16 protein-coding genes and 1 pseudogene are annotated in these 24,324 nt (G+C 72.8%); 3 read left to right on the top strand and 14 right to left on the bottom strand.

The window, feature by feature from the left end:
• Nucleotides 1–698 precede the first annotated feature (698 nt).
• The 3 genes from PGB27_RS09060 to PGB27_RS09050 all read left to right on the top strand — a co-directional run bounded on the left by PGB27_RS09060 (nt 699) and on the right by PGB27_RS09050 (nt 4,573).
• The gene (locus tag PGB27_RS09060; RefSeq protein WP_274200039.1) at nt 699–3,308 is read left to right on the top strand and encodes a hypothetical protein; all 2,610 of its coding nucleotides are present in this window, start codon (nt 699–701) and stop codon (nt 3,306–3,308) included.
• A gap of 242 nt (nt 3,309–3,550) precedes the next feature.
• On the top strand, nt 3,551–3,772 hold the full coding sequence (locus PGB27_RS09055) for a hypothetical protein (RefSeq protein WP_274200038.1): 222 nt from the start codon (nt 3,551–3,553) through the stop codon (nt 3,770–3,772).
• A 300-nt stretch (nt 3,773–4,072) separates the two neighbouring features.
• Entirely contained in the window at nt 4,073–4,573 is a 501-nt protein-coding gene (locus tag PGB27_RS09050) for an AfsR/SARP family transcriptional regulator (RefSeq protein WP_274200037.1), read from the top strand.
• A gap of 72 nt (nt 4,574–4,645) precedes the next feature.
• Here the strand turns inward: PGB27_RS09050 and PGB27_RS09045 are convergent, their stop codons facing one another.
• The 14 genes and pseudogenes from PGB27_RS09045 to PGB27_RS08980 form a co-directional block, all read right to left on the bottom strand.
• Nucleotides 4,646–5,257: an AfsR/SARP family transcriptional regulator gene (locus PGB27_RS09045; protein ID WP_274200036.1), complete on the bottom strand. Its 612-nt coding sequence runs from the start codon at nt 5,255–5,257 to the stop codon at nt 4,646–4,648.
• 14 nt (nt 5,258–5,271) lie between these two features.
• Nucleotides 5,272–6,344 (bottom strand): annotated as a pseudogene (locus tag PGB27_RS09040) (IS110 family RNA-guided transposase).
• A gap of 271 nt (nt 6,345–6,615) precedes the next feature.
• Complete coding sequence (locus PGB27_RS09035; RefSeq protein ID WP_274200035.1) at nt 6,616–8,055, bottom strand: hypothetical protein; 1,440 nt, start codon at nt 8,053–8,055, stop codon at nt 6,616–6,618.
• Nucleotides 8,049–9,446, bottom strand: a complete 1,398-nt coding sequence (locus PGB27_RS09030) for a hypothetical protein (RefSeq protein WP_274200034.1) — start codon at nt 9,444–9,446, stop codon at nt 8,049–8,051. The genes PGB27_RS09035 and PGB27_RS09030 overlap by 7 nt, the downstream gene beginning before the upstream one ends.
• Nucleotides 9,447–9,455: 9 nt before the next feature.
• Nucleotides 9,456–11,498, bottom strand: coding sequence for an ATP-binding protein (locus PGB27_RS09025; protein ID WP_274200033.1), 2,043 nt, complete (start codon nt 11,496–11,498; stop codon nt 9,456–9,458).
• Nucleotides 11,491–13,038: a serine/threonine-protein kinase gene (locus tag PGB27_RS09020; RefSeq protein ID WP_274200032.1), complete on the bottom strand. Its 1,548-nt coding sequence runs from the start codon at nt 13,036–13,038 to the stop codon at nt 11,491–11,493. The genes PGB27_RS09025 and PGB27_RS09020 overlap by 8 nt, the downstream gene beginning before the upstream one ends.
• The gene (locus PGB27_RS09015; RefSeq protein WP_274200031.1) at nt 13,035–15,098 is read right to left on the bottom strand and encodes a phage tail protein I; all 2,064 of its coding nucleotides are present in this window, start codon (nt 15,096–15,098) and stop codon (nt 13,035–13,037) included. Before PGB27_RS09015 ends, PGB27_RS09020 begins: the two co-directional genes overlap by 4 nt.
• Entirely contained in the window at nt 15,098–17,290 is a 2,193-nt protein-coding gene (locus tag PGB27_RS09010) for a putative baseplate assembly protein (RefSeq protein WP_274200030.1), read from the bottom strand. Before PGB27_RS09010 ends, PGB27_RS09015 begins: the two co-directional genes overlap by 1 nt.
• A 9-nt stretch (nt 17,291–17,299) precedes the next feature.
• On the bottom strand, nt 17,300–17,695 hold the full coding sequence (locus PGB27_RS09005; protein ID WP_274200029.1) for a GPW/gp25 family protein: 396 nt from the start codon (nt 17,693–17,695) through the stop codon (nt 17,300–17,302).
• A 41-nt stretch (nt 17,696–17,736) separates the two neighbouring features.
• The gene (locus PGB27_RS09000) at nt 17,737–20,499 is read right to left on the bottom strand and encodes a polymorphic toxin type 4 domain-containing protein (RefSeq protein ID WP_274200028.1); all 2,763 of its coding nucleotides are present in this window, start codon (nt 20,497–20,499) and stop codon (nt 17,737–17,739) included.
• Nucleotides 20,500–20,720: 221 nt separating this feature from the next.
• The gene (locus tag PGB27_RS08995) at nt 20,721–22,337 is read right to left on the bottom strand and encodes a hypothetical protein (RefSeq protein ID WP_274200027.1); all 1,617 of its coding nucleotides are present in this window, start codon (nt 22,335–22,337) and stop codon (nt 20,721–20,723) included.
• Nucleotides 22,334–22,999: a phage baseplate assembly protein V gene (locus PGB27_RS08990; RefSeq protein WP_274200026.1), complete on the bottom strand. Its 666-nt coding sequence runs from the start codon at nt 22,997–22,999 to the stop codon at nt 22,334–22,336. The genes PGB27_RS08995 and PGB27_RS08990 overlap by 4 nt, the downstream gene beginning before the upstream one ends.
• A gap of 1 nt (nt 23,000) precedes the next feature.
• Complete coding sequence (locus tag PGB27_RS08985) at nt 23,001–24,083, bottom strand: phage late control D family protein (RefSeq protein ID WP_274200025.1); 1,083 nt, start codon at nt 24,081–24,083, stop codon at nt 23,001–23,003.
• Between the two features lie 36 nt (nt 24,084–24,119).
• Nucleotides 24,120–24,299: a hypothetical protein gene (locus PGB27_RS08980; protein ID WP_274200024.1), complete on the bottom strand. Its 180-nt coding sequence runs from the start codon at nt 24,297–24,299 to the stop codon at nt 24,120–24,122.
• Nucleotides 24,300–24,324 lie beyond the last annotated feature (25 nt).

Raw genomic sequence — 24,324 nt, 5'->3', positions numbered from 1 at the left:
ATACATCGACCACTAGATTGGCAAGCATCGGTTGAGCTTCGCAACCACGGGTGGTACCTAACAAGAAGCCGCTCCTAGCGAGCGGGCAAGCCTCTAAGTCTGGCAGGTCCTTCACGGGCTTTGTACGGGGCCCTTCGTCTGACGAACATACATCCGCAGCGCTCGGCGTCGACTGGAGCAATTGGAGGCCGAGTACGCGCATCCGCAATCCTGTGGAGCGCGCCGAGCACGGCGGCCCGGCCCGCAGCCACCTTCGGCGACACCCTCCATCGGCGAGGGACTCACCGCAACCGCCGCCTCACCCGAGCCGTACCAACTGTCGTCGAGCGCGGCCGGCGAGGAAGGAGCCGCTCGAGTCGTACGAGTGGTCGTGACGTTGACCAACAACTCGAATCGCTACATCAACTTCGGCGAGCGCTACCATCCACAGATCAAGATCGACGGTGCGCGTACCGGCTCAGTCATCGAATCTGCGTGAACCCACCACGATCCACTTATGGTGACAGCCGGAGCACGGAGAGCAGTCAACCGGCGACTTGGCGCCTCTCGTACCCGCGAGACACTGGACTGTTCAGGTGGAACTGCTGGCGCCGTTCTCGGCCCGCGCGAATAATCTGGCAAGAAGCAGGTGTACCGCGTGGGGGGCTGATGACAGCTACACTGCCCGAGGCCTTCAAGGTAGAGGAACCCTCTGCTTCATGAGCAACGACCCGTATGACGTCTGCCGTCCGCGTTCGGTGCGCGATCGCCTGGTAACGCAGCTCATCGCAGGCGAATGGCTCAATCTGGTCCCAGACTACGAATGGCACGTCCCTGTAGGGGAAGCGGCCATGCGCGAGTGGGGGCGAGATCACGATCTCGATGCCGAGGACCTGCGCGCACTACTGTTGGGCCGTGGTCTGCCTGATCAGGAAACGGTTGACCCGCGCGGCGTGCAGTTGCGCGGAGCGCGCATCGTCGGTCGCCTCGATCTCGACCAACTCAGTGCAACCGTCCCCCTCACCCTGGTCGATTGTCGCCTCGACGAAGGCGTGACCGCCCAGGCCGCGCACCTGCCCCACCTGGCGCTGCATAGATGCTGCGTCAGCACCATCTATAGCTCAGCTCTTAACGCAGCGGGCATCCGTCTGGACGACGACCTGCACCTTACGAGCAGCGTCCTGACGACGACCGCTACAGACACTTTCGCCGTCAGCTTGGCGGGGGCGCGTATAGAGGGCGACTTTAACTGCTCCGGTTCGAAGCTGGTCAACGAGTCTGGAGCTGCGCTCGTCGCTGACCGGGCCGAGATCACTGGGGAGGTGAGCTTCAGTGGCGGCTTCTCGGCGCTTGGAGCGGGCATGGCCAGCGCCGTGAGGCTGCGCGGTGCGCGGATCACCGGCGAGCTATGGTGCCGGGAGGCGGAACTCGTCAACGAATCCGGCCCGGCGCTGGACGCCACCGGAGTGCACGTAGGCCGCGACGTCGTCCTCGCTGCCGAGCTCATCGCGCGAGGAAGCGGTGAGAACGGCGCAGTGCTGCTGAACCCAGCGAACATCGTCGGCAGCCTGGTCTGCGCCGGCGCGCAGCTGGTCAACAAGTCCGGACCAGCGCTGTCCGCCGACGGTGTCCAGGTCGGTGGCGACGTGTTCCTGACCACGGAGTTCTCAGCGTCAGGGGCCAGCAAGCGCCCCGCGGTGGGGTTGTCGCGAGCGCGTATCGGCGGGGCGCTCGTCTGTGATCGTGCGGAGCTGGTCAACGATTCTGGGCCGGCGTTGACCGCGCCCTTGAGCCGGGTCGGCAGCGCCGTGCTGCTCAGTAAAGAGTTCAGGGCGCACGGATCCGGTAAGGACGGCGCCGTGGGGCTGACGGGCGCGCACATCATCGAGATGCTCAGCTGTGAAGGGGTGGAGCTCGTGAACGAGTGCGGGCCAGCCATATCTGCCCCCGGGCTCCAGGTGGGCAGCGACGTGATCCTACTCGGCTTCACGGCGCACGGAAGCGGCGAGAACGGCGCGGTGCGGCTGCCCGGGGCAAACATCGCCGGCCAGCTCAACTGCCAGGATGCTGAGCTCGTCAACGACTCCGGGCCCGCGCTCCTCGCTGACGGAATCCAGGTCACCCGCGACGTGATCCTCCAGGGCGTCAGAGCGCGAGGAGTGGGCGAGAACGGCGCGGTACGGCTGTCCGGAGCGCGGATCACCGGCCAGCTCAACTGCCGCAGCGCGGAAGTGGTCAACGACTCCGGACCCGCGTTGACCGCCGACGGGCTCAAGGTCAGCCAATTGGTGGCCATGGACTGTGGATTCACTGCGCGCGGCAGCGGTGAGAAGGGCGCTGTGAGGCTGCTCGGGGCCCACATCGACGGCCAGCTCATCTGCCGAGGCGCGGAGCTGGTCAACGATTCCGGACCCGCGTTGACCGCCGACGGGCTCCAGGTCAGCCGCGAAGTGGCCCTGGACAGCGGATTCTCCGCTCACGGCAGCGGACAGGACGGCGCGGTGCGATTACTAAGTGCGCACATCACCGGTCAGCTCAACTGCCAAGGCGCGGAGATGGTCAACAAGTCCGGGCCGGCGTTGGTGGCCGATGGTATACACGTGAGCGGTGGATCAATCCTGGATGGCGGATTCCCGGGACACGGGGGCTGTGGGGCGGTCATCTCGCTCCGTGGCGCCAAGCTCGAAACGTTGCGGCTCGACGGGTCGACCGAGAGCACCGAGCAATGGAACCTGGACGGAGCAACTTACACGGGTATCCCCCGCCCGGACGATGTGCGGTGGTGGCTCACGTTGCTGGGCTCCAGGACGCCGGGATACGCGGCCCAGCCCTACCAGCAGTTGGCCGCGGCGTACCGGGCGGCAGGTCACGACCGCGATGTGCGCGACATCTTGATCGCCCAGCGCCGAGACCAGATCCATCGAGGCCGTCTCTCGTGGTCCGAGAAGGCGTGGGCGACGTTCACCGGATGGATGCTGGGCTACGGATGGAAGCCCTGGCGGGCCCTGTACGGGCTGATCGCGGTGTTCGTTCTCTCCGCGGTCCTCTCGACCGTGCTCGGCCACGTCGGTGCCCTCATCCGCCCACCACTGCCCGGCGTGGCCCATCAGTCCTGCTCCGTCCTGGAGCGGGTCGGGGCTGGGCTCGACTTGGGCACCCCCCTGTTCGGATCGACCACCAAGCCCAGGGACCGTTGCGTGATCAACCCCGATGCGGGGAGTGCGAGCGCGACGACGTTGGTGATCAGCACCTGGGTGCTCCAACTCGCGGCTTGGGGCTTTGCGGCATTGTTCATCGCCGGCTTCACCGGCGCTGTTCGCAAGACGTGACGCGAGACGACGAGGTCCCCGACGATGGCGCTTGAGGCGCACCCGCAATCCGGGTCGCCGCTCGACGACGCCTGGACGAGGCGCCGTCGCGATCGAGGATCACATCGGACACCCTGACCGGCGATCGCGCGCTGCGATCCGACCTCGTGCCTCGACCGCGGTGCTCGGCATCCGCAGCAGGTACCGAGGCGGATCGGCACCGAGGCAACGGTCTTGTGACGGCTGCACGGCAGGCTCTCCGGATGAGCGCAAGAGAGGGTGGGCAAGCTGTGTGCATCGTTCGCGTGGAACGCCACGATGAACATTTGTATTTCACCATCCGCACCGTTCCGAACACCCTTCGTGACGACACCAACGTCTTCCACGTCACCAACCTCTTCGAGGCGGTGCTGACTGTCAGGAGGTTCCTCGTCCAATTTGCTCTCGGTGAGAGTGAAAGTGATCGACATGCTCCGGAAGGGTGAATATTCGTGACAGCGACGTGACGGGTCGTGCGTAATAGTGTCTGAGGCGCTCACGGAAACGGAGGGTTCGACGTGGACGAGGCACCGTGGCACCTACACCTTCTCGTCGGTCCGTACCTCCAGAGCGGAGAATGCCTGAAGGCCATCCCGGAGGGCGGTAAGAGACTCCTCGCCTACGTAGCGCTGCGCCCCGCACCCGTTCCTCGGCGACTCGCCGCCGGGGCGCTCTGGCCCAACGCTGACGACTTCCGAGCGGCCGGGAACCTGCGGTCAGCGCTGTGGAGGCTACGCGCCGCCGGCGTGGACCTGCTCGTCGACGACCGCGAGACCCTCGCGCTCGACGAGCGAGTGAGCGTCGATCTCCATGTCGCCGAAGGATGGGCGGCACGAATGATCGACCGCTGCCCTCGGCCCAAGGACCTGAGGTTGATGCCCTGGTGTCGAACCGCGCTCGACCTCCTGCCCGGGTGGTACGACGAATGGGCCATCCTCGAGCGTGAACGTCTTCGCGCCCAAACCCTGGCGGCTCTGGAAGCCTTGGCCGCAGAATTCATAGAATGCGGCCGGCCAGCTCGAGCGGTGGAGGCAGCGCTTCTCGCGGTGAGTACCGACCCTTTGCGAGAATCTGCACAGCGAGCCCTGCTCGAAGCGCACCTCGCCGAAGGAAACCGCGCTCTCGCGCAGCGCGCCTTCCGGCTCTACGAGTCCGTGCTGGACCGGGAGCTCGGGGTGGCTCCATCCTCGCGGATTGTCGAGCTGTTGTATCCGAAGGCGAACGGGGCCTGGAAACGCACCGGGTGAGTCGGCCAGCCTCGCGGCCCGAGACTACCGGCCGTCGTCGGTTGGTGGCGTCGGATCGTCACCGCCGGGAACTCATACCGAGATCGGGCGTCGACCGGCTCGCGTCGCGTCCCACGCCGCACGCAGTCCGCGCCTGGCACTCGCCCGCAGAGGAGCCACGTCGACGAGCACGCCGGCCGCCTCGGCCGCCTCGCCGGGTCGACCCACGGCGATGAGCCGGTGAACGAGCGCTTCCCAGCCGTGCACCAGGTGGTGACGAACGAGCTCACGCTCGCGCTCCACCCAGTCGTCGGCGAGTCCGGGTAGGAGCCGTGGCGCGACTGGTGGGCGATGACGGATGTCGAGGTCTGCCGGGCCCTCGACGCCATCGATGAGGCGGTCGGCCCAGCGCATGGCCAGGCGGAGGTCGACGGTCGTGCCGGGCCGCAGCCAGATGGCGCCGGCGTCGCCGTCGAGGACCGTGACGCCAGCGCCGCGGAGCCGCCAGAGCGCCGATCGCAAGTTGGCGACGGCGCGGGCGTCACTGCCCGCCGGCCACAACGTGCCGGCCGCGGCACGGCGGTCCAACCACCCGCCACCCAGCACGACGAGTCCGACGAGCCGACGCGACCCCTCCGGGATCCTGCACGTCACCCCATCCTGGACGCAGTACGGGCCGTCGAAGAGGCAGAGCTGCGGCGTCACGGATTGCTCCCATGTCAAGCCGCCGCGGGCCGCAGGGCAGCCGCGGAGGTGGTCGGGGTCTGCAGGAGGTGGAACACGACGCGGGCGAGGCGTCGTTTCAGGGCTCGCAGTGCTTCCATCTTGTTGCCGCGCAGGTCGAGTCGTCGCTGGTGGTAGGCCCGAGGCCACCGGGCAGGCGGGCCTGGGTGACCGCGATGCGGTGCAGCGCGGCGTTGAGCTGCCGGTTGCCGCTACAAGCGAGCCAGTGGCGGTTCGTGCGCCCCGACGAGGCCGGGATCGGCGCCACGCCGGCGTGCATGGCAAAGCAGGCCTCGGAGCGGAACCGACCCGGCCGAGCGGTCTCCCCGACAATCTTCGCCGCGGTCAACGCCTCGCACCCAGGCAGCTCGAGCAGCGCGGGTGCGTGCTGGCGCACCCGGCCGGCGATCTCGCGTTCCAGCGCCTGGATTCGCCGGGTGCTCTCCCGGATGTCGGCGAGCAGCTCACCGGCCAGGCGAGCCAGTAGCCCCTGGTGGTGCTCATCGAGCTCGGCGGCGAGCCGGTCGAGCAGCACGAGCCGATCCAGCGCCCGGGCCGGGACGTCGAGCTCGGGGTCGAGCTCGTGGAGATGCCAGCCCAGTCGGTTCTGCATCCGGGTCCGCTCGCAGACCAGATCCTCACGATGATCGACCAGCAACTTCAGTTCCCGCGAGGCCTGGTCGTGCTCGGCGACGGGCAGCTGCGGTTCACGCAGCGCAGCCCGCGCGATCGCCAACGCATCGATCGGGTCCGACTTACCCCGCGTGCGCGCCGAGCTACGAGCCCCGGCCATCAGCTTGGGGGGCACCCGCACCACCCGCTGCCCGGCCGCGAGCAGAGCCCGCTCCAACCGGACCGACACATGCCGGCAGTCCTCCACCGCCCACACCCGCTCACCGCCCTGCGCGCGCCCATGCGCCCACCGCACCAGCACCCGGTGCCCGGCATCGGTAGCCCGACAGGTGCGCTGGGCCCGCTCCCGCCCGAGCTCGTCGACCAGCACCGCGGTGTGGGTGTCCTTGTGGACATCGATACCGACCGTGAGCACCATCGAGAGGTCTCCTCTCATCAGCCTGTGGGGTGACAGGCTGGGCCGGTCGGCGGACACACTTCAGTGGGGGCGCAGCCACGCTCCTATCTAGTCACGCCGGCCGGTCCTGGCCGCTGATGCTCGGCACAATGCGTGATCGCCAACCGAGCAGGCGGCACGGACGCTACGAGCCAGAACACCAGCGGCCAGGCTCCCAACCACCGCAACGGCGGCGACTGACCCTGACACTGAACCAGGACGCTAGCGACGAATACGTCACCCATCCGTCACTCCCGTCGATGATCCTCAGTCACCCGCCGCCGCCATCGCCGCCGCCATCGCCACCGCCATCGCCACCGCCATCGCCGCCGCCATCGCCGCCGCCATCGCCGCCGCCATCGCCGCCGCCATCGCCGCCGCCATCGCCGCCGTCGCGGACGTCGCCTTGTTGGCGCTGGGTGCCGTCGCGGTGGACGAAGGCGACCCAGTCAGTGAGGCGTGCAGGGCTCTCCATATCGGGCTGGCGCCCGAACGGCACTAGGATCTCGACGTTGTCGCGTTCACGAGACTCGGGGCGCAGTCGGATGCGTCGGCGGTGGCGGGCCTGCTCGATCGCCTGTCCGACGTCCCCTACGCCACAGTTGGCGAACGACATAGCTATCCCCGGGCCCAGCAGGTTCCGGAGTGTCTCCTGGAACTCCTGATCCGAGCGCGGGGATTCGAGGAACCCGGCTGGCGGCAGTTCCGGCATCGACGTCGCGAGCGAACCGCCCTCCCGCCGCGCCGCGCGCGGTGACGTGTCCGCGGCGTCGGCGGCGGCCCGTAGTTCCTCGGCGAGGGCCTCCGATGATCTCTCGGTGCCCTGCGCGAGCACTTCGTCGATCAGCTCGCGCAGGCTCGGACGGCTCCGGCCGGGGCCACCGGCCGGGACGAGGTCGGCGTACTGGGCCTGGAACTGCAGGACCTGGGCGACGAACACGCTCCACGGCCGCATCGCGAGGCGCCGGCGCCACGCGTCGTCGGGCGCGGTGGCGGTCCGGTCGCGGCGCACCATCCAGGTGTCCACGGTCCAGGACTGGTCGTCGAGCGGGAGCAGCACGGCCACGGGGACCCCTGACGCCGGGGTCGTGGGGGCGGGCGGCGACCAATTCCGGTGCAGGGCCGTGTCACCCGGCCGCCCGGGCCAGGCCGGTGGTTCGCGGCGTTCCTCCCGGGCGAACAGCTCCGCCGCCAGCCGACCCCGGCGCTCCTCGACCGACCAGCCGTCGAAGCCGAGCTCGTGGTCGGGGACCAGGACGGCTTGCACGCCCTCCGCGCGGTACGGGACCGCGGTCGCGTCGTCGTCCGTCCGGTTCCCGCACGGCGCGCAGAGGCGCGTCCCGAGGTGCTCCGGCCCGTACACCTGGTCCTCGGGATGGATCTCGACGCGGTACCAGCTGTCGTCGGGACGGGTTGTCGGCCGAGGCACGAAGATGTTGCGCCGGGAGCGCAGGGGGCGTCCGTCGGGCGTGATCGCGAGCCCGTGGCCGACCTGGAGGCGGCCGTCGTCGAGCTGGTTGACCGCGTACCCCTCCACGACCCCGGCACCGCCGGCGGCGCCGACCGCGTAGGTGAGGTCGCGGGCGTAATCCTGGATCAGGCGGAGGTGCTCGGCCCGCAGGAACAGGCCGTCGTAGGCGGCGAGACGCGTGATCTCTCCGGCGCCTGGCGCCGCGGTGGGGGTCGTCTGATCATCGGTGGTCGTCACCACTGCTCACTCCCTGCTGCCTGCTCAATCCGGCTCAGCATCACCGCGTCGTGGCCGATCTTCTGTCCGCCGGGTGGACCGCCGACCTCGCCGGCGAACGGCACGCGCGGCTCGTCGCCGAGCAACGGGGTCGGCCCGGTTCCCCGAACGACGATCCGGAAGGTCCGGTAGCCGATCCGGCGGGGCGAGTCGAGCTCGACCTTCAGGATCTGCGTCTGGTGCTCCGCCAGGACGACACCGTCGAGCACGGTCGGCGTGCCGTCGGGCTGGTGGAGCTCGATGCCGTCCCCGTCGACCGTCGTCACGGCGCGGCAGAACTCGTCGGACCACCCCCGCCCGTCGTCGTCGAGCGACGCGACCTGAACGGCCTTCTCCCCCGAGCCGGGAGCGATGGGGCGGTCGACGCGGAACGTGAACGAGACGTCGTCATCGCGCCACCGCAACGACGAGGGCAGCAGTCGCGGGCCACCGTCGTCGCCTGCCGCCGGCACGCCGAGCAGGCCGGGCGCCAACCCCGTGAGCAGCTCCTGGATCGTCGCGGTGGGCAGCAGGGTGCGACGGACGGTGAGGTCGATGTCGTCGATCGTCACCTGTGTCGGACGGTCGCAGCCCGACCCGGTGGTCGCGGTGAGGGTGATCCGCGCGAGCAGCACGGCGGCGTCTGGGTCCGCGACGGGGAAGCGCACACCATTCTCGTCGCTCGGGAGCAACTCACCCAGCTCGATCGCGTCGAGGGCGGCCAGCTCGCGGAACGCACGGAGGAGGGCGCGGGGTCGCCGGTGGGGGTCCTCGGCCAGAACGCGGTCGCGCACGCGGTTCACCTCGGCGGCGCGGGCGCTGCCGTCGGGCAGGTGGCCCGGCAGGCCCAGGAGGTGGCGCACGCGCCGGTAGGTCAGCACCCGCCGAGGCGGTGTGGAGACCAGCCGTAGGCGCACCTGCTCGGCGACCCGGCTCTCCACCGTCACTCGCCGAGTCACGTCGCATGGATCGGCAATCGTGGGACGGTCCTCGCCCGGGCACGCACGGAACTCGGCCACCAACCAGGCCGTGAGTGGGTTGGTGGCGCCCAGTGCACACTGCTCGCGGGCCCACGCCCGGACGCAGACCGGCTCGGTCGCGGTGAGTGAGAGCTCACGCCCGTGCCCGTCGACGGCGAGTCCGGGTCCGACGGCGATCTCGCCCTCGGTGACGTCCTGACGCCGGCACACCGGCAGGCCCCACACGACGCCGGAGCCGTGCAGCCACGCGTTGTGCATCATCTGTTTGCCGCGCGGGTTGCCGGCCAGGATCCGGAAGTCGTCCTCGCCGAGCAGCATCCCGTAGGTCACGCGCAGCGCGGTGAACGGATCGTCGGGCAGCAGCGGCGCGACGTCGTCCGGCGGTATCAGGGACATCGTTCCTCCTCAGGGACCCGGTCGGGCCGGGGCCGTCCGGCGGGCGTGCGCAGCCAGCACCTCCGCGGCACGGGCGTCACGGGCCACTGCGGTGGGCTCGGCGAGCACCGGGAACGGCCGGTGGTCCTTCGCGTACTCGCGGCGCAGTGCCGTGATCAGGTGGTCTGCGGTGACAGCCCCGTCGGGGTCCTCCGCCGCAGCGAGGTAGACCGCGTCGACGGCGGCGTTGCGGATGGTGCTGCCGGTGACGTCGAAGCGACGCGCGAGGTGGTCGAGGTCGACGGCGCCGGCGAGGCGGTCGAGCGGCAGGTGCTGCTCCCAGAGCGCGCGGCGGGTCGCGGTGTCGGGCCGCTCGAACTCGACGACGAAGTCGATCCGTCGCAGGAAGGCCGCGTCGATGTTCTGGCGCAGGTTGGTCGCGAGGACGGTGAGCCCGTCGAAGTGGTCGAGGCGCTGGAGCAGGTAGGCGGTCTCGAGGTTGGCGTAGCGGTCCTGGGCGTCGCCGACCTCGGTGCGGGTGGCGAACAGGACGTCGGCCTCATCGAGCAGCAGGACCGCCTGGGTGCGCTCAGCGGTCTCGAAGGCGGCCGCGAGGTTCTTCTCCGTCTCGCCGAGCCACTTCGACACCACGCGGGAGACGTCGACGACCAGCAGGTCGGTGCCGGCATCCGCCGCGACGCCGTGCGCGGCCAGGGTCTTGCCGGTGCCGGGTGGGCCGGTGAAGAGCAGCCGCACCCCGCGGTCGGCACCCGCGCGGCGCTGCAGGTCCCAGTCGTCGAGGACCGTCGCCTGCAGCTCCAGCCGCTGGACCGCGTCGTGCAGGAGCATCGTCGCCGCGGGGTCGAGGATCGGGCGGCGCCCCCGCGGGTCCGGCGTGCGCAATTCGACCCCGGGCGGGAGCGCCGCTCCGGCCCGGGCGCGGATGACCGCCGAGACCTCCGCGAGCGTGGGGCGTTCGGCGCCCCGGGCCGCGAGATCGAGCGAGACCTGTGCGGTCAGGGCCGGGTCGAGGGGATGGCGGGCCGCGAGCGCCGGCGCGAGGTGGCCGTCGCCGGGCAGGGCCGCCCGCCAGGCGGCGCGCCGGTCGGCTACGCCGATCGGACCGGTCGGGACGGTGAGCGCGGCCCGCTCGGCGTCGGGGACGAAGGAGCCGGGAGGGGCGCACACCAGCACCGGGCCCCGGACGCCCGTGAGGTCGGGGGCCGGGGGGACCGGTCGCGCACCGGCCGTCTCGGCGGCGGTCGCGGTCGGTCCGGGCACCACGAGCAGGGGAAGGGCCGATCGTGCCGCGGCGTGCGCGACGAGCCGGCGGACGTCCGCGGCCGTCTCCACTCGGGCGGCCACGACCCGGGTCCCGGCCGCTCCGGCGAGCGCGGCAGCCCGGCTCAGGCCGATCGCGGTGCCGCTCGCGCCGAGCACGAGCGACACCGACTCCTCCGTGGCCAGCAGCGCCCGCGCGCGCTGGACCTCGGGGAGGTCGAGCCAGCCGTCGAGGCCCGCGGGCGGATCGCCGACCAGCACCCGCGCGAGCCCCGGCGGCCACGCGTCGTGACCATGCAGGGCACCCCACAGTCCGGAGGCGAGCGTCAGCGAGCGCTCCGCGAACGGCTCGCCGCCCGAGAGCTCCAGGACCCCGGCGCGGGCCGCCGGGCCCTCCAACAGCAGGCGGCGCATCATCGCGTCGTCCGGGGTGTCGCGCCGGGTGATCTCCTGGACCAGCTCGACGGTGGGGTTTGGCTCGCCGCGCGGGTGGCACCTGCGGCAGGCGTCAGCGAGGCCGTGGTGCTCCTCGGGCAGGCCCGCAAGCAGGACGAGGTCGACCTCGGCCCCGCTCAGGCCCAGTCGGCGGGCGAGCTCGTCGATCGGCACGGGCTCGCCGGGCGTCACGTCGACGGTGACGCGGTCGGCCCAGGCGCGCAGCCACGCCACCGTGTCGTCGCGCTCGGCGCTCTCCGGGCAGGCGCTCTCGACGTGGTCGGCGAACCGGCGTGCCATCGCGCCGACGCGGGAGGTCAGATCGTGGCTGCGGGCCTCGCCGGGCGGGCTACTCATAGACGTACCTGACGACGGCGCCGAGCCATGGTGTCCAGCCCGGGTCGAGGTCGAGCCCCGCACCTCGGATGCCCGGGTCGACTGCACTGTGCGGGAGATGGATCTCGATCCATCCGGGGACCGCCACCACCCGGCCGGGGCGCCGGGCGAGCCAGGCAACCGGGTCGGTGTCCGGGGGCGCGACCGCGATCAGGCGGTCGCCGGTCACCCGGGCCCACTCCACGGCGAGGGCGCTCAGGGCCCGGTCCTCGTCCTCGTCCGGCCCCGGGCCGGCGAGGACGGCAGGCGCGCGCTCCGCGTCGAGGCCGGCCAGCGCGAGGCGGGCCGGGTCGTCGGGCGCGGCGGGCACCAGGAGGCCGCCCAGGCGGTGGCGCACCCACGGGCCCGAGCGCGGGCCCACCACCGGGTCGTCGACACCCGCGTCGACGGCGGTGGCCAGCAGGAACACCAGGCCCGCCCACGCGGTCCCGATCCCCTCGGGCTCGTCGGGTCGGAACGTCTCCGGATCCGCTCCCGGATCGGGGCCGGTTCGTCGATCCGGGTCGACGGCGTCGTCGCGCGGGCGAGCGTTCGACGTGGTCGCCACCCCTGTCGGGGACGCCGCGCCGAACGATGCGGGCCGTAGCGCGGGGCCTGCCGCGGGGGCCGCACCCACGATCTCGGCGTGGTCGCGACCGGCCCGCCCCAAGGCCGCGGGGGGCGGGGCCCCCTGCGCCAGCGCACCGTGCACCCAAGCCACGCGCACCGCGGCATCCGGTCGCACGAGGGCGCGTGGGTCGGCGTCCAGCACGATCAGCACCGCCCACGCCCGGGCGGTGGCGGGGTCGGGGCGGAGCCGGGAGCGCACGACGAGCTGCGCCAACCGCGAGCGCTCCAGCCATCCCGGGTCCGCGGTCACGCCCAGATCGGTCGGCTCGACCGTGGCGGCCACCCCGGGGGCGAGGGCGGCCGCGAGGCCGCGCCAGCCGCGGGCGCCGAGGAGCCGGTGGACCGCCGGGAGCCCGGCCCGCGTCACCCCCTCCACCACGGCCGGGACGGCATCGGCGCCCGCGGCCGCCAGGCAGGCGGCGGCGACGTCCCCGACGGCACCGGGACCGGGGACGACCGACGAGGTGATCGTCGTCCCCCCCGCCGCCGGCAGGCCGGGCGGCACGACCCCCGCCTGCACCCAGGCCCACCAGCGCCGGGTGTCGCCGGCAGCGAGGGACGCGACGAGGTCGGCCAGGACGTCGGCGGTGTCGTCGTACCTGAGGACGTCTGGACCGGCCAGAGCCGTGCGGACCGCCTCAAGCAGTGCCTGTGACCAGCGCGCGCCGAGCCCGGCGGCGTCGTCCTCGGTCTCCGGGAGGACGAGCCGCACGTCGAGCCGGGGCAGGCACCACAGCCCCGGTCCAGGAGGCCGGACGTCGTCCGCGAGCGCACTCGTCCCCGATGCGGCCAGCGCGCGATCGAACCCGGCGGCGACACGACGGGCGCGGGCGGCGTCGGTGCATCGCACGACGGTGTGCGCCCGCGCCACGGTGAGCGTCGTCCCGGTCACCCGACCCGCCACCCTCCGGTGCGGCTGGTGACCCCGAGGCGGGCGCCCTCGCCCGTGGTGCCGGCGACGGCGTCCTCGCCCAGCGCCCCCTCCCCCACCCGGGGCCGCGGGTGGCCGGGCGGCGGACCGACGAAGGTGGTGAGGCCGATGTGGGCCTGCTGACCCACCACCATCCCGATCCCGAGTTCGCACACCTCGGCCACCGTGTGCGCCGGCTGGTGCGCCTCGAGGACGGCGTCGACCCGGGCCCGCAGAGTCCGGTCGAGGCACCCCGGCACGAGGACGGTGAACCGGTGCGCAGTCGCCGTGTAGCCGTCGGTGCCCGGTCGTTGCCCGCCCACCCGGAAGCCGCCGAGGCGGCCGGCGGTCGCCCCCACCGCCGGCGCCGGGCGTCCCGAGGGCAGCGCCCCGAGCACGGCGCCGCCGAGCCCACGTAGTCGCCATGCCTCCACGACGGTGAGCGGCACGCCGAGGGCGAGCTCCAGCATCCGCTGCAGGCCACGCACGGTGCCGCGGTAGCGGTAGAGCTCGAACGCCTCGGCGAGCAGCCGGCGGCGCGCATCCTCCGGCCAGTTTCCGTCGAGGGCGACGCCGAGCATCCGCGCGAGCCACGGCAGGGCCTCCGACGGCGTCCGCACTGGGTCCACCAGGACCGACCGCCGCGCGGCCCGCTCGTCGATCTCGTGCAGCAGGCCCTCGGCGGGCGCCAGCGCCCGGTGCAGCAGCCCGGCGTCCGCCTCGTGCCGGGACCAGGCCCGCGGGAGCATGTCGAGGAGTCGGTGCCCTGGGCGTTCGACGCGCAGCGCGCGGATGCGCGGGGTCGCCTGCTCGCCGCCGGTCAGCTCCAGCACGATCCACAGGTACCGCCCCGGCGGGGCGTGGACCGGGGACTCGTAGGTCTCGAAGGTGTCCCCACCGGCGACCTGCGCCCACGGCCACTCGCGGCCGGTGGGCCGGCGGTAGAGCCGCCGGGGAGTGAGTTCGGCCAGCGCCGAGATCGAGGGCAGCTGCGGAGCCGGGTCGGGCCGGCCGACGTGGGTGCGCGCCGGCGGGGCCCAGGGCAGAGGATCGGTGGCGTCGTCCTCCTCGGCGGTGAGAAAGCGCAGGCGCACGTCGGTGCCGGCGGGGACGCAGGCATCGAGGAACACCCGTCCCCATCGGGTCCGGGGACGACGCGCGTCCAGTCGGTAGGTGACCACCCGACCCGTCCGTGGGTACCGCACCCGCGGCCCGGCCGCCCGTCCGTAGCCCCACGGCGTCGTGACCGCGACGCCGCCGTCCGGCGTGGCCGCGATCGCCCCGCCGTCGTGGTCCCGCACTCCGAGCGGTTCGATCTCACCGACGCCGCGGCCGGGGACGCGTCGGAAGCGGCGCAGCACCTCGTCGCGACCGCGAGCGACGACGAGGACGCCGTCGACGGTCTCGAGGTCGGTGGCGCCGTCGACCGCGGCGACGACACGGCCGTCGACATCGGCGACCTCCCCGCTGCTCCAGAGGACAAGCACCTCGCCGTCGAGGACGGCGACCCGCCGGGCCGCGAGCCCGGGAGCCGGGGCGACCGGGGCGACCCGGCCGATCGGGCCTCGCCGTCCGCGGATCCGCAGGAGCACGTCGGCGCGGGTCAGCACGACGGCCTCGGCACCGTCGGCCGCGACGTCGAGCGGGGACGACGCCAGCGGGACCGCCCGGAGCACCCGGTCGGCCTCGAGGTCGACCACCCGCACGATGCCCGCACGGGCCTCGGTGACGTAGAGCCGGTTGCGCTCGTCCACGGCCAGGCCCAGCGGGCGCCGGCTCACTCCCGGCGGCCATGGCGCCCCCGCTCCACCAGGGTGGGGGCGCGGCTCGACACGGTCGCGGTCGGGCCACGAGCGGTAGGCCACGCCACGGCGGTCGAACACCAGCCCTGAGGGCTCGGCGGGCGCCGTGCTGACATCGGTGACCGGCGCGGACCAGTCCAGCCCGACCCCGCCGCCGTCGAGCAGCATCGTGTCCCGGTGCGCGCACCGGCCCCACTGCGTGGGGGTCGCGACGGCCGACATCGCGCGCTCGCCGTCCATCAGCACACGTCCGGTGGCAGCGGGACCAGCACGGGACCGCCCCCCGGTGGCGGCGGCGGCTCGACGCTTGGGGGCGGCGGATCGCCCGGAACGACGGCGACCGCGACGACCTCCGGGACCTCCCACTTCTCGAGGCGGACCTCGTCGGCCTCGGTCACGGTGGTTCCCGTCGTGCCGGCCGCGGCCGTGACCACGAGTCCGAGACGGAGCTCCCGCACCCACCGCACGCCCTCGACCTGCGTCGCGACCGCGGCGAGCTCGTTGCGGCCCACCGTGCGCCCAAGGTCCCAGCCCTGGCCGTCGGGGCCGTAGGGCGGCAGCGGGGCGAGGAACTGGCGCAGGATCAGCGCGACCCACCGACGCACCGCGTCGATCGGGTGCCCGGGCTCGACCTCCACCCCCACCGAGAGCGCGATCCGCCGGTAGGTCGGCGGCACGACGTAGAGCTCCGTGGTCACCAGGCGGCGCGGTTCGAGGTAGGTGACCACCCGCCGCAGGAGGTCCAGGTCGGGCTCGGGCGCACCGGGGCGACGCCGGTCTTCGGTCGGGAACACCACGACCGTGACGACGCCGGCCGCCGGTTGCGTCGGGGTGTCGGGGTGGAACCGGGCCAGGGTCTCGGCGCGCGCCACCCCGGCGACCTCGCCGGCGAGTGCGGCGACGTCCTCGGGGGTCACCGCACGGTCCCGGCGGTGCACCGCGACCGGGACCTCCTCGAGGACCTCGTCGAGGGTGGGCGCGTCCCGACCGCCGGTGGCCGGGAGCACGTTGGTCCCTTTGACGGCGAACCCGTTCGGCGGCGAGAGCGCCTTGGCGGGAACGTTGCCGGCCGCGCCACCGCCGACGCGATAGGACAGCACCCGGACCCGCTCACCGGCCTGCGGGACACGGGTGCGGGTTCCGCCGAAGCGCACGGTGCCGGTGGTCGGATCAACGGTGAACGGCCGAGCGTTCTCGTCGGCGAGGGCGAGAGTGGCTGGCCCGTCGACCTCGGTCCAGCTCCGCCACCCTCCGTCCTCCTCGACCTGCAGCCGGGTGCTGCCGACGAGCACCGGGTGCCCGACCAGACGGAACGTCTGGCCCGGTTCCCCGGTGCCGACGCCCAGCAGCTCAGGGGTCGCGGTGCGCGCCTGGTCGACGTCGACGGCGTTCAGCCCGACCCAGCGGACCCGGTGGATCGCGTCGTTCTCGTGAGCCGGCCGGCGCGCGCGCAGCCACCCGACCACCCGCGCCGCAAGCTTCGGGTCGTCGAGGCGCGGCGGAGCGTCGATCCCGCCCTCGCCGTTGTCGCCCTGCTGCCCCCGAGGGCCGGGCGGAAGGTCGATCATCACCACGCCGGTGACGGTCAGCCCTCGCGTGCTGTCCGCGGGCGTGGACAGGGCGGTGAAGGGATACGGCGCCCGCGCCGACGGCGGGTGCCACAGCTCCCAGTCGACCGCCGGCGGGTCGCCCCGCAGCGTGTCGGCGGTGAAGTCGCCGCTCGCGGCCCGCTCGAGCGCGAACGGGTGCGGATCGACGTCGGTGTCGATCGCGACCCCGAGGAAGATCGACCGGCCGGCGTCCGGCAGTGCATCGCCGACCAGCGCGACCCACAGCGCACCGTCCACGGTGGCGGCGACGTCGAGCGGCTCCGCTCCGGGTGCGGTCGGCTCCACCGGGACGTGCTCGGTCTCGTAGTAGACCGGCGGGTTCGCGGCGGCTGCGGCCTGCGCGGCGGAGGGGAGCCAGGCCACCGCGTGCTCGCGGCGCCTCTTCTCGGCCGCGGCGGCGGCGGGGTCGGTGGGCAGCGGGCCGGCGGCACGCTTCCCCATCGCGTGGGCCTCCAGCGGCCACGCGACGACCTCGCTGCGGGTGGAGAACTCGGTGGCGCCGGCCCTGCTGAGGGAGCCGGTCGGAACGGACACGCCCTTGTCCACGTCCGTGCTCAGCACGAGCAGCGTCGAGGCGATCTGCGCGGGACGCGGCTGCACCCCGAGCAGGCGCAGGAACGCGACCTGGGTGGCCTCGGGGATCTGGTTGAACCGGAACAGCAGCGACTCGCCGAGGTAGGCGAACAGTTCGAGCAGCGCGATCCCGGGGTCGCTCTCGTTGTGGTCGGTCCACTCCGGGGCGTAGACCGGGATCCGCGCGACGAGCTCGTCGCGCAGCTGGGCGTAGGTGCGGTCGTCGAGGACCGGTCCCACCAGCGTCACGGCCGGCCCCTACCGCAGGGCGAACGGGTAGACGATGTTGTCCGCCCGCAGGTCGACCCGCCGCACGTAGGCGATGTCGATCCACACGACGGTCGGCTCCTCGGCAGGGGTGACGGTGACCCCCGTCAACCGGATGCGCGGTTCCCAGAGGGTGAGCGCCTGGGTGATCTCCTCGGCGATCGCACTGCGCGTCGCCGGGTTGTTCGGCGCCATGAGGAACCGCCGCAGCCCGCACCCGAACTCCGGGAGCATGACCCGCTCCCCCGGTTCGGTGCCGATGATCGTCTCGATCGCCTGCCGCACCCGCGCCATCCCGCTCGAGTACGCCGGCTTCTCGATCGGGAACCGGAACCCGGTGCCCAACCACGCGTCGGCCGGGTCCTGCACTCGTGGGGGTGCGGTCATGCCCCGATGCTGCGCGAGCGCGCGTCACGAGCCCGTCGCCCTCACAGGGTCTTGTCGAACGATGAGAGCAAGATGGCGGGGACCGGCACCCGCTCCCTGACCCCGGCCGCCATGGGGTTGTCAGCGAACCGCAGCTGAGTCGCCTTGACCCTCGGGTGGTCCTTGGAGCCGGTGATCTGGATTTCGTAGGACGCGACGTCGTGCACGCGGCCGTCGACCACGGCCTGCAGCCGATATGCCACGCCCCCGAGACGTCGGGTGTCGGGAATCGTCGATGTGGAGGTGATCACTCGATACTGGTGACCGGGAGGGGGACCCGTCGCCAACGAGCGCATGTAGGCCTCGATGCCCTGGTTCTGTAGGTCCTGATTGACGACGCGGGGCGCGTAGTAGATCGCGTACGGGCTCTCGAATCCCGTTCCTGCGCCGAGCGTGTGAGCCCGTTCGTACTTCGGACCGGCGGCGAGATTGCCGTGCTCGGAGGCCGTGAAGTGCTCCTTCTCCTGGCCTGCCCGAGCCACAGCTGCTCCGAGCGGCGCCTCGTGACGCACGGGCCCACCGACCCTGTCTCTCCAGGCCCGAACTCCACCTGGCATCTCGATGGCGACCTTCGGCTGAGGGACGACATCCGTGTCGGCTCCGGGCCGATCCCAGAAGTCCGGGTCGGAGCTGGTGAAACTGACCTTCTTGATCGTGTAGCCGGGGGGAACCGAACTCCCTCCCGGTATCCCGCTCGATTCGGCGTCGATCTCGGCGACGTCCTTCTCGACCGGGCTCATGGCCGCGTCGACGGACCACTTGCTCCCCTCCCGGCGCGGGGTGAGAGTGGTGAAGCCCTTGTCCTTCTTGATGGCCGCGAGGCTCGCCCGGATCTCCTTCTCGTCCTGGGGGTTCTCGTGGGAGCGCCGGGCGAGGTCGGCGAGGGCCTCTTTGCCCTCGTTCCACCGCTTCTGGGCGGCCGGGTCGCGGGTCGGGACCTTGCCCACGTCCTTCTTGGCCACGGCGGGCTCGTCGGCGGGCTTGCCGACCGCGGGCTTCGCGGTCGCACCGGCCGTGGCGTCGGGCTTGGCGGGTCGGGCCGGTGCCGCTGCGCCGGCGCCTTCCTTCCACGTGCCCGGCTTCTTCGCGTCGGAGGACGTCTTCGGGGGGACCTTCTCACTGAGCAGGTCGGTCATGAACTTGCTGCCGTCGAAGGCGACCGGCGAGAACTTGATCTCCGGGACCTTCCCGGACCCCAGGACGTGCTCGACGTCGGCGCCGATGCCGAACTGGCCCGGCAGCGGGTACTCCAGCGAACCCAGCGGCCAGGTCCAGCGGTGGTCCGGAGCCGGCGACCAGAACGGACTGTCGAGATCGACGAACAGCTCGCCGCGCAGCCCGAGGAACGGCTGGGCGGCGAGCTCGAGGTGCCCGGCGACGAAGAATTCACCGCGCTTGCCGGCCTTGGGGTCGGCGAGCTCCCGGTAGCCGATGGTGGGCGTCGCCTCGACGTAGCCCTTGATGCCGGCGACGGCGGTGATCCCGACGCCTGCGGTGACCTCGTGTCCGACGAGCTCGACGCCCGCGCCGCCCTCGACCGTGATCTCCAGGCCGGCGTAGGCCGAGACGTTCAACGTCCCGGTGAGGCCGAAGTTCTTCAGGACTTCCGGCTTCGTGGAGTACGTCCCGTTCAGGGCCATGTGATCGAGCGTGGCCGGACCGATCCAGGCGACGGCCGCGGGGCGCACCTGGACAAACACGGACACGTTGCCGACCAGGGGGATGCCGTACAGCGCCTTGATCCGCGGCGCGGGGAGGTCGAGGCGGAACGGCTTCTGTTCGAACAGGGGCTTGTCCATCTTCGGAGTGATGGATCCGACGACGGTGATGTCGCCCTGGTGGTCGACGACGACCAGCGCCTCGCCGCTCAGCCAGTCCGCGAGCCGGATCCGGACTGTTCCCCACCCAGCGATGACCCTGGGTCCGGGCTTCGGCCCGGCCGGTGCGGGCGCGGCCTGCGCGGGCCCGACGGGGGCCACGGCCGGGCCTGCGGCGGCCGCGGCGGCGGGCATGGCCTGCGCGGGCATCCGCGCGTCGGTGAGGGCCTTCGCGCTCGCGGCATCGGTGGCGACGAGGGTGACCTGCCCGCTGAACCGCTCGTCGGCATACGTGACGACGCCCTGCACGTCCACCGCGCCGCCGGCGAAGGCGGCGGTGAGCTGCCCGGTGAACCCGCGCATCGCGAGGTTTCCGACCCCGCGGCCGGTGAGGGCGCCGTCGGCACCCCGCGCGAGGTCGAGCTCAACCGTCGCCACCTGCCCGACCCGGCCGGTGGCGTGGGCCTGGAACGTCACCGCGGCGTCCTCGACGCCGAACGTCCCGCTTCCGGCGAGGAACTGGCCGATCCGGAAGGACAGCCCACCCGCCCGCAGCACCAGGGTCGGGCCACGCAGCGCGTTCTCGATCCCGTCCATCTTCAGACCGTCAAGGCCGTGCCAGCCCAACGCCGCGGCGTGGTCGACGACCGCGTCGAGCAGTGCCTTCTCCCCCACCAGTGGGCGGCCGTTGCGCGCGATCGACGCCCGGCCCTCGACAGCGCCCTTCGCGATGTTGACCGCGACAACGGGCACGACACCGAACCGCTCGAGCGGCGCGAACACTGCGTAGTGCAGCGGCAGCGCCGCCCAGCCTCCGACCGACTCGTAACCCCCGGCGACGAGGCGGACCTGGAGGTCGCCCGCGGCGACCGTCCCCACGCTCACCGGGATCGACGCTCCCTTTTCTCCGGCGGCCGCGACCTGGGCGGCGACCGGCTCGGGGAGCACCAGCGGGGCACCACCCGCGAGGGCCACGGCACCGCCGCCCGCGGCGGCCGCCGGCGCGGCGGTCGGTCCGGGCGGCGCCGGCGGACCGAGCGGGGCGCGCGGCGGCGGCAGGGTCCGGGCGAGCGCCCCCGACAGCGCCCCCGGGGCCGGCGCGGCCGGAGCCTGGGGTACGGGCGCGGGCCGGGCGGGGGTCGGGAACGTGGGCGCCCGCTCCGGCGGGCTCAGCACAGGGGGTCCGTGGGTCGGCCGAGTGGTGGGGGTGGGTCCGGCGGCGCAGGCGGGGTGTCGGGGGCGAGCTCGTTCACCAGCTCCCGTCGCTGCAGTGCGCTGAGCCCGCCGAGGGCGGTCGGTGCCTTCAGCAGGTCGACGACCCTGTCCCGATCGGCCCGGTCGACGCCAAGCACGTCGGCAAGCGTTTCCCGCGGCCCGTCGGCCAGCCCACCGAACCCGCCGCCCAGCGCCGTCAGCAGGGCCGGCACGGCGGTCGGGCGTGGCCAGCAGAAGCGCAGCAGCAGCATCCACCAGAGACCGAACAGCAGGATGACCACGGGCAGGAACAGCCGGAGCACGAACATCGCGACGATCGTGATGAGCTCGATCGAGAACGAGCAGAGCTCGGCGGCACCACCTGTCGGGCGTGCCGCGGGCTTGGACGGGAAGGCACCAAAGGGCGGGGCCGGCAGCTGCGAGCCCGCGGGGGTCTCCACGGTCACGCCCGGACGCGCGGTCCCGGACCCGACCTGGCCCTCCAGCGCCCGGAGGTCCGGGAGGGTGATCCGCACCGGGCGTTGCGCGGTGCCGGCCGGGTCGAAGAACGCCGCGACACGATAAGGACGGGAGTAGTCGCTGCGGACGGCGTCGGGCGGGCAGTAGGCGGGCCGCGGCGTCACGTGATGGGGATGGGCGACGCACTGCAGGACGTAGGTGGCGTGCTCGTCGAACCGCGGCGCGCCGTCGGCGTCCAGATCGCCGGAGAAGGTCGGCACCGCCCCGAACCAGACGGAGCGGTTCCGGGCCCGTTCGCAGTCCTGCGCCGCGGTCGGTACGCGCCACATCGGCAGTTCGAGCTCGGTCTCCCCCGCGCCGGGCGGCGGGACCCCGGTGCCCGGGCCGGGCTCGAGGTCGTCGGGAGGTGGGTCGGTGGGCTCCGGTGTGGGCCCCAGAACCGCGCGGGGTACCGGTGCCCACCGTCCCCGCCCGGTGTCCTCGTCGACGTACCAGCCCTGGATCTCGTACTCGACGCTCACCTGGCCGAGGAGCGCGGTGTGGCGTGCCTTGAAGCCGGCGTCGATCCCGGCCGCCGTGAGCGCGCCGTCGAGGGTCGGCTCGTCGAGGGTCTCGTCGGGATCGGCGGCGTCGTCGGGGTTGCCGAACAGTTCGCGGGCGGCGGCGCGGACCAGCGCGCGGCGAGCCGCGAGCGACCCGCCGAGGATCGGCACGCGGCGGCGCACGACGAAACCGACCCGTGGATCGGGCCCCGGCGCGGGCAGCGGGAGCCCGGGGGCGCCGCAGAACAGTTCGATGGTCACGGCGTAGAAGCGCTGGTGGGCGGGCTGGTAGAGCTTGCGCATGCCGGTGGTGACCGTGCGCCGGGTGCTCAGCCGCTGCCGCAGCGTCGTGCCCTGACCGGGCTTGCGAGGCATCGTGAAGGTCCACCGGTCGCGCCGGTCGAAGCGCAGCGACGCCCGGGGGTCGGCGAGCAGGCTGTCGACGAAGTCGTCCCGGTCGTACTTCTGGATCGCCGGCGCGCGCTGACCATCGGAGAAGCGGTCCTGCCTCGGCGTGGCGCGCGCCCCGACGTACCAGGGCGTGCGCAGCACGATCGGATGTCCGCTCACCAGATGTTCCCTGCGCCCGGGGTGTAGGCCGGCGACATCACCATCTGCTCGGCGATGAGCGTGCCGACCTTCACGAGCCCGCTGAACGTAGACACACACGCGTCGACCTTCACCGTCGGCGCGTTGACCTCCACCGAGGCGTTCGCCCGCACCTCCACCGACGTGTCGGTCAGGCGGACCACCGCACCGGAGGCGTGGGTGATCGTGACCTCCCGCCCGGCCTCGTCGAGCTCGACGCGGTGGCCGTTGGCCATGGTCAGCCGGACCGCGCCGCCAGCGGCCGCGTCGTCGAACTCCAGTCGGCTGTCTCGGCGGGTCCGCAGCAGGCGGACGTCGTTGGCACGCTCGGGTGGATGCGGCAGCGCGGCACGCCCGTTCCATGCGGCTCCGATGACGTAGGGCCGGCGCAGGTTCCCGGCCTCGAACGCGACGACGACCTGGCTGCCTACCTCCGGCACGGCGAGCAGGCCCTGCTCCCCGTCGGCGTAGGGCGAGCACAGCGTCGCCCAGGCCCGCACGTCGCGGTCGCCGTCGACGCCCAGCCAGGGGAACCGGACCTCGACCCGGCCGAGGCCGTCGTCGTCGACGAGGTCGGTCACGATCGCCGGGTAGACCCCGAAGTACCCGGGGGCGGCGCCGTCGACGGGATGCGGCAGTGCCATCTCAGGCCACCTCGTTCAGGGTCGCCCGCTCGGCGTCGAAGCGGGTACGGAAGCCGCGGTGCAGGTCGAAGGTGTGCCGAACGGACGTGATCTGGTAGCCCTCACCCTCGAACACCGCGCCGACGTCCTGCAGGCGCACCCGGCTGCCGACGACCAGGTCCGGGCTGCCGAGCGTGGTGCCGGTGACCGTGACGAACCGGCGACCCCGGCGCAGCATCTCGGCGCGGGCCCAGGCCGCCGCCTCGGTCGCATCGAGAGCCACCTCGCGGACCCGCAACGAAGCGCTGGGCCCGAGGGCCTGGGTGACCAGGCGCGCGCCGCACCGCCCGCCGATGATCTCCTTCTCGACGACCTCCGGGCCCGCGCGCTCGTCGACGACCGCCCGGGTCGAGGCGTCGTATCCGGTCACGACGACCTCGCTGCGCTGCTCGGAGAGGTCGGCGACGAGGCGCACCGAGAGCAGCTCGGCGCCGCGGACGAGCGTGAGCTCCGTGCCCGACCGCATGGTGCGGTCGCGGAAGTGCAGGGTTCGACCGGTGCTCCACAGCTCGGCGCCCAGCAGCCGCGCACGGTCGCGCAGGAAGGCCAGGTCGCTCTGGTTGAGCTGCTGAACGACGTCGTAGCGCGGTCCGTCGGCGTCGACGTCCGCGGCCAGACCGTGGGCGTCCGCGATGTCCCGGGCGACGTCGGCATCGGTGACGTCATGGTAGGTCCGCGATCGCCGGGTCAGCCGCAGCCTCATCAGCGCGTCCTCGGCGAGGACGACGACCACCGGCGGGTTTCCGTCCTCGAGCACGAGCTCGAGGGCCGAGATCGTCCCGGCGAACACGATGCGCTGCGCGGTCGGCGGCCCCAGCGCCACTTGCATTGCCCGCCCGAGGTCCAGCGATCCGTCGAGGTGGGCCAGCGGCCCGGGCGGTCCCGGTACGCCCGCCCCGACCGCGACGAACCGAGCCTCCAGTGTGCGCAGCCCGGCGACGTCCTCACCGACCTCGAGCCGCACGCAGTCGCGGGCCAGACCCCGCTCGAGGTCGCCGTCGACGGTGAAGACCGGCGAGGTCGACGCGACCGAAGCCTCCATCATCGACGGCCCCGGCGGGTCGCGTGGGCACGCGGCGCGTCAGTCATCGAAGCCCTCCGCGGCGACGCGACAGACGAGCCACCGGACTCGGCGGGCCTCGTCGCGTGCCCGGTCCCGGTGCGACTCCGGGTCCTGACCCGGCGCGGCGACCGCGCCCGGGCCGGTGATCGGGTCGGGGGTGACGATCTCGGTGCGCAGTTCACCGATGTGGACGGCCACGTGGTCCCCTCCCGGTGCTCGGACA

Source organism: Actinomycetospora lemnae (genome assembly GCF_028737315.1).
Taxonomy (GTDB): Bacteria; Actinomycetota; Actinomycetes; order Mycobacteriales; family Pseudonocardiaceae; genus Actinomycetospora; species Actinomycetospora lemnae.
The sequence above is the reverse complement of the archived record's forward strand: the minus strand, read 5'-3'. Positions and strand labels throughout refer to the sequence as shown.